This window comes from Lunatimonas lonarensis, assembly GCF_000390185.1.
Classification (GTDB): Bacteria; Bacteroidota; Bacteroidia; order Cytophagales; family Cyclobacteriaceae; genus Lunatimonas; species Lunatimonas lonarensis.
Genome location: NZ_AQHR01000120.1, coordinates 25,754 through 32,252 on the forward strand (window position 1 = coordinate 25,754; position 6,499 = coordinate 32,252).

Sequence of the window (6,499 nt, forward strand, 5' to 3'; positions counted from 1 at the left end):
CTTGGATAGTGCATGCCTTGTGAAGGTACCTGTATTTGGGCAAAAAGACTAACCGCCCTTCTGAAAAAACCATTATTGGCGCAATGGACACCCTACAAACCACTTAGAACTTCAACTAACCATTTGGGCTTAAAATAATCAAAAAGCGCTGGTATTATAGGTTATTTTTACGTTTATTAGGCGGTTAAATTAACCCAAATACCAAACACGCATCCCATGAATACGAGCGGATCTACAAATTTCTTTGCCCTGCTACTGGCAGGCACCGTTCTCTTTTCCTGTACGAACCAAGGCCCCGCCGACAAAGACATTCCCTTCGACTCCCTTTCCAACGAGGAAAAAAGGCTTCCCGAAAATGCGCTAAAGGGCATCACCGTGCACGAGGAACTGGTGGCAACGCTGTTTGCCTCCGAACCCATGATTACCAACCCCACCAACATCGACATTGACCACCGGGGTCGGGTGTGGGTCTGTGAAGCCTTCAATTACCGACCTGCCATCACCGGAAACGAAACCCGTCCAGCAGGTGACCGGATCGTAATCCTGGAGGACACCAACGGTGACGGCAAAGCGGACAAAAGCACCGTCTTTTACCAAGACCCCGAGCTTAACGCCCCACTGGGCATATGGGTCATGGGCAATCAGGCCATTGTGTCCCAAAGTCCCTATGTGTGGCTACTCACGGATACCGATGGCGACGACGTGGCAGACAAAAAAGAAATCCTGTTTCAGGGCATAGATGGGGAACAGCACGATCACGGCATGCACGCCTTTGTGTTTGGCCCCGATGGCAAGTTTTACTTCAACTTCGGCAACTCCGGCGGTCAGATCAAAGACCGAAACGGTGAGATCATCAAAGACCAGTCCGGCAACCCTATCACCACTGCGCACTACAAGGAAGGCCTGGTGTTCCGCTCCAACCCCGACTTTTCCGAAATGGAGGTGCTGGGCCAAAACTTCAGAAATAACTACGAAGTGGCGGTAGACTCCTATGGCACCATGTGGCAATCAGACAACGACGATGATGGCAATCAGGGGGTACGGATCAATTTTGTGATGGAGTACGGCAACTATGGGTACCGCGATGAGATGACCGGTGCCGGATGGCGGGCCAACCGTACCAACAAGGAAAAGGAAATTCCACTGCAACATTGGCACCTTAATGATCCGGGCGTAGTGCCCAATCTGCTGCAGACCGGCGCGGGATCGCCCACCGGCATGACCATCTATGAGGGCGAGCTCCTTCCGGAGGTATTCCACGGACAGATGATCCATACCGATGCCGGCCCCAACGTGGTCCGTGCCTATCCCGTGCAAAAAGACGGAGCCGGCTACCGGGCAGAAATCGTCAACCTCATGGTAGGTGACAAAGACCAGTGGTTTCGGCCCTCCGATGTGTGCGTCGCACCCGACGGATCGCTTATGGTGGCCGATTGGTATGATCCGGGCGTGGGAGGCCACCAAGTGGGAGACCTGAACCGGGGCAGGATTTTCCGCCTCGCACCTCCCAAATCCCCCTACAAAACACCTCGGTTTGACTTCTCCAGCATAGAAGGTGCCGCCAAGGCCCTCGAAAATCCCAACCTATCGGTCAGGTACCAGGCTTGGAAAAAACTGTCCGCAGCAGGCGCCGATGCCGAGGGTGTACTGGCCAAAATGTACCTGAGCCACGAGAATCCGCGGATTCAGGCCCGAGCACTTTGGCTATTGGCAAAAACCCCCGGCATAGGCCCCCAATACATCGAGCAGGCACTAAAACACGAAAATCCCGACCTGCGCATCGTAGGACTTCGGGCTGCCAGGCAGACCAAGCGAGACCTAGAACCCATTTTGACCAAACTCGCCGCAGATGCGGATCCTCATGTACGCAGGGAAGCGGCCATTGCCCTGCGAAACCAGCACTTTCCCACGGCCCCCAAGGTATGGGCGAGCCTTGCCGAGCTTCACGATGGACAGGATCGATGGTACCTGGAAGCCCTGGGCATAGGAGCCGATGGGCAGTGGGATCGATTCTATGCCGCCTGGCTCGATAAAACGGAGGATCCTCTCGCCGACGCATCTACCCGGGACATCGTATGGCGATCCCGCACCGGCCAGGCCATCCCCCAGTTGGCCCGATTGGCATCCGAGGAAAGCGTGCCACTGGAAAGGCGCCTGCGCTACTTCCGGGCCTTTGACTTCAACCCCGACGCTGCCAAAAAATCCCGCGCACTCATCGACATGCTGGAAGGTCCCTCGGTGAAGCAGGAATCTACGGAGAACCAAAACGAAGTGAAAAAACTGGTGCTCACCCACATGGATCCCGCATTTCTGACCAGTTCCCCCACCGCCCAAGCTGCGCTGACAACCGTCTTGGATGAAACTTACGGCACCGAATCCTACCTCGAAATGGTCCAACGATTCGAGCGAAGGGACGAAAACCCGCGGCTCCTCGCCATGGCATTGGAACAGTCGGACAACAGTTTGGGCAGAAATGCCGCCTCCACCCTGCTCCGGCAAAATGGAGCCGGGATGATCCGGCAGGTATTTACCGGGTCTGATGACAAGAAAAAACTCAACCTGCTGCTGGCCTTGCGGTCCATTGGCAGCAGGGAATCCATCGCGCTGATCGAGGCCGTGACCTTTGACAGCTCCCTGCCCTTGTCGGTTCGCAGGGAAGCCGCCTCGGCCATTGGAGGCAGCTACAGTGGGGAAGACCGGGTTCTTGCGCTGCTCAAGGAGGGGCGCTTTCCGGAAAACCTTCTACCCTCCGCAGTCACCGGTGTAAGCCGGGCCTGGCGCAAGAGTGTGCGGGCCGAGGCCAACGCCTACCTGGACACCGGCGCGGACGAAGCCAATTCCCTGCCACCACTCAACGATCTGCTGGCACAGTCCGGCAATACCGAAAACGGCATGAACGTGTTCCGGACCAACTGTGCCGTCTGCCATCAGGTGGGTGATATGGGCATGGACTTCGGTCCGAAACTGACCGAGATCGGCAGCAAACTCTCCAAAGAGGCCCAGTACCTTTCCATCCTCCACCCCGACGCCGGCATCAGCTTCGGCTACGAAGGCTATGTGATCGAGATGAAGGATGGCAGTACCCTGGGCGGCATTATCGCAAGTCAGACGGAAACCGATATAGACCTGAAACTGCCCGGCGGTAACAGCATGGCCATCAAAACCGCCGATATCCTCAAGATGAGCCAAATGGAATCCTCCATGATGCCCAGCGGCTTGGAAAAGGCCATGAGCACCGAGGAACTGGTAGACCTGGTGGAATACCTGATGAGTTTGAAACGAAAATCTTAACCTGATTATGGACCAACAAAACGGAACATCTGTGCAAAATCGAAGAAACGTATTGAAAAAATTGGCCGGAACCACCGCATTGGGTATGCTGGCCCCCTCGCTGTCGCAACGCTTGCTGGCAGCCGAAAACAGCCTGCCGGAAAACCTAAGGGGCAATATCAACCATTCCGTCTGCCGCTGGTGCTACAACGACATCCCCCTGGAGGACCTCTGTGTGGCCGCCAAACAGATAGGCCTGAAGTCGATCGAGCTGGTAAGCCCCAACGAATGGCCTATTCTGAAAAAACACGGGCTGGATTGTGCCATGCCGCAGGGTGCCGGTTTGGGTATAGAGCGGGGATTCAACGACCCCAACAACCACGATACCCTGGTGAAAAGCTACGAGGAGGTGATACCGCTCGTGGCTGCCGCCGGGTATAAGCAGATCATCTGTTTTTCCGGCAACCGCCGTGGGATGGACGATGAGACCGGGATAGAAAACTGCGTAAAAGGCCTGAAGCGCCTGATGCCCATCGCCGAGAAACACAAGGTGATCATGTGCATGGAGCTGCTTAACAGCAAGGTAAACCACAAAGACTACCACGCCGACCGTACCGCATGGGGAGCGGAGGTCTGCAAGCGCGTGGGATCCGAAAACATCAAGCTCCTTTACGACATCTACCACATGCAGATCATGGAGGGCGATGTGATCGCAACCATCCGGGCCTTTCACCCCTATATCTCCCACTACCATACCGGAGGCGTACCCGGTAGGAACGAAATCGACGAAAGCCAGGAGCTATACTATCCCGCCATTATGCGCGCCATCCTGGAAACCGGCTATAAAGGGTACGTCGGGCAGGAGTTTATTCCCAAGCGGCCCGACAAGCTTGCCTCCCTCAAGCAGGGCGTCGAGATCTGCGACGTATAGACCCCATCACAGACCGTCCCACCCCGGACGGTCTTTTTTTATCTGGCCGGATTCCCCCTGGAACTATTGTTTTTTTCCACCGGCCAACCAATGCGAAAGCCAAAACTTATCCGGTAACAAAAAGACTCGTTATCCAACCAACCATCAAAAACCTGTTGGCGTTAACGCACATCAGGAAAAGTAATACAGCAAAAAAAGAGATAACCTACTGTGAAAACTGCAAAAAGAACACAATAAACCAAAATTTATCCCGATCACCGTATTTTTAATCTGGAAAAGAAATCTTAGCTTTATAAGCTTGGGATGCTTTGTGATACTAAAGGTGGTTGGACATTTCCTATACAGCTACAGTTTGGCTGAAAGGGTGCAGGCCGTTATAGCTGATTTCGGTTTGCCTAGAGGTTGCTGAGCTGCGCCTAGACAACCAAAAAATGTAAGAATTGGCGCAACGATGTTGCACCTATAAAAACATCAGCAACAATTAATAATAAATTATGAAAAAGATTTCAATACTAATCCTAGTCATATTCATTTATGGATGTGCAGCAGTTCCTAAGCAAGTTGTTGATGCTATGAATGCTCAAAAAGGTGAAATTGAAAGAGTCAAAAAGATTTACTTCGACAACATGAATAATCAACTTGACGCAATTGAGAAATATAGATTAGCCATTCTTGACATTTATGAGGAACAGTATAAGGAACAGATAAGGAAAGCTCCCGGAACAGAGGTAGACGAAAATGGCAATACCGTTGAAACATTAGTTGCTCCAACTGGTGACCCTGAAATTGATGTGCTAAATGTCAAATTACTCAATCAAATTCAAACTTTTTTCAATACTGAAAGAGATTCCGTTCGATTGGATATTCAAAATAGGCGTTTAGAGATAAGAAAAGCCGAAGCGAATTTTGAAAATATTGAATTAATTAACTCGACTGTAAACGAATACCTTGAATCACTTGTACGGCTGAAAGAATCAAGAGACAAATTAGCCAAATCAATTCGCAAAAAACTTGAGAATATGACTCCAATTCCGATCTCATTTAGTAATATCCCTGACCCTGAAACAATAAAAGACATAATTAGAAACTTTAAATAATTTACCATGCCACTTACTGATGCACAAAAGAAAATTAAGGCAAAAACAAAGGTTGAATCGTTAAAATTAGCTGAAGACTTGAGTAATCTCAAAACAAAAATTGATAAACTTTTCGATGATGCTCCAATAGCTGTTGCAAAAGCTACTTCAAAACAGGAACTTGAAGAACTTATTTCAGAGGTTAAAAATGGAACAGCAACAAATGTGAAAATTTCCAGATTTCTTGACCTAGCCAACGAACTTGGTCTTTAATTGAATTAAGGATAGTCAAATAAACTAATTTCCTATGATTTCAAATGTAACTTTTAACTCTACGGAAATAAGAGCAGGTAAAAGCATTGTTATGACAGTCGAAGCTACCTATCCGATAGTAGTGAATATCTACTGCTTTGTAACGCAACCCCCTCCACCAAAATTCGTTCCCTGCCCAGACTCAAGTACAAACAATATCAGAACTTCGTCCATTTGAATTTAAAACTAGTGAACATACTTTCGAGAATAACGGATATGTGGAATTCAAAATAACTGATGTTGAAAGTGAATCTAACACTTTTCGAATAGAAATCATGGGTTTAAATTCATGCATGGTACCTAACAAATGAAGCAGAAAATATCGAAACAGTAAAAATATAACTAAACTCAACATTAACCTATCAGAGTTAGCAAATTCAGGTTTTGAAACTATAGAATTTGCAATTTATAAATAGGCTATAGATACTTTATAAGCATTGTCCTTAGATGAGGATCAATTGAACTTGGCTAGTAAACATTTAAAAAGTAATACACAAAGTTGCTAATCGAGCCCGACCTTAGCTAACTAGCTCAGGTTGGGGCTCTCACATTTTTCTGCAGTAGGCATGACCACTTCCTATATCTATCTCATCTTGCCACCTAGCGCAGCTAAGGTTGGCCACATAGGGGTTTCTTCCACCTTTGGCGTAGGGTGCAAAAAATCCCTGGGCTGTCATGGGGCTTCATTGCCCACCAATACTACCTCGCTTGGCAGCGCTTCGACCTACGGATTACCTAATACAGAGAAACGCTCAGGTGATGCTCCAGGCCATTGATTCCGGGCCCTGCCTGTTAAGTATCAATAATTGTTTTATCTGACTCTTTGGTTTTGGTGTTGCAGCCATGGGATTATAGTTAGCGGGTTAAATGTAAGCAGTCGGTTATCCCCCTTGTTGGTTTAGGCAGATGT

Annotated in this window: 4 protein-coding genes; all 4 read left to right on the plus strand. The window is 49.3% G+C overall.

What is annotated here, in order from left to right; all coding sequences use genetic code 11:
* Positions 1-216: 216 nt before the first annotated feature.
* The 4 genes from ADIS_RS21465 to ADIS_RS21480 all read left to right on the plus strand — a co-directional run bounded on the left by ADIS_RS21465 (position 217) and on the right by ADIS_RS21480 (position 5,550).
* Entirely contained in the window at positions 217-3,291 is a 3,075-nt protein-coding gene (locus tag ADIS_RS21465) for a PVC-type heme-binding CxxCH protein (RefSeq protein ID WP_010856842.1), read from the plus strand.
* A gap of 85 nt (positions 3,292-3,376) precedes the next feature.
* Complete coding sequence (locus tag ADIS_RS21470; protein WP_394330324.1) at positions 3,377-4,201, plus strand: hydroxypyruvate isomerase family protein; 825 nt, start codon at positions 3,377-3,379, stop codon at positions 4,199-4,201.
* A gap of 494 nt (positions 4,202-4,695) precedes the next feature.
* On the plus strand, positions 4,696-5,298 hold the full coding sequence (locus ADIS_RS21475; protein ID WP_035807245.1) for a hypothetical protein: 603 nt from the start codon (positions 4,696-4,698) through the stop codon (positions 5,296-5,298).
* Positions 5,299-5,304: 6 nt separating this feature from the next.
* Positions 5,305-5,550 (plus strand): hypothetical protein, encoded by a 246-nt coding sequence (locus tag ADIS_RS21480; RefSeq protein WP_010856845.1) that lies wholly within the window; start codon positions 5,305-5,307, stop codon positions 5,548-5,550.
* Positions 5,551-6,499 lie beyond the last annotated feature (949 nt).

What these genes read in the sequence shown, in the direction of transcription:
- ADIS_RS21470 (WP_394330324.1), top strand. Translation starts at nt 3,377, where the DNA reads ATGCTGGCCCCCTCGCTGTCGCAACGCTTGCTGGCAGCCGAAAACAGC.
- ADIS_RS21480 (WP_010856845.1), top strand. Translation starts at nt 5,305, where the DNA reads ATGCCACTTACTGATGCACAAAAGAAAATTAAGGCAAAAACAAAGGTT.
- ADIS_RS21465 (WP_010856842.1), top strand. Translation starts at nt 217, where the DNA reads ATGAATACGAGCGGATCTACAAATTTCTTTGCCCTGCTACTGGCAGGC.
- ADIS_RS21475 (WP_035807245.1), top strand. Translation starts at nt 4,696, where the DNA reads ATGAAAAAGATTTCAATACTAATCCTAGTCATATTCATTTATGGATGT.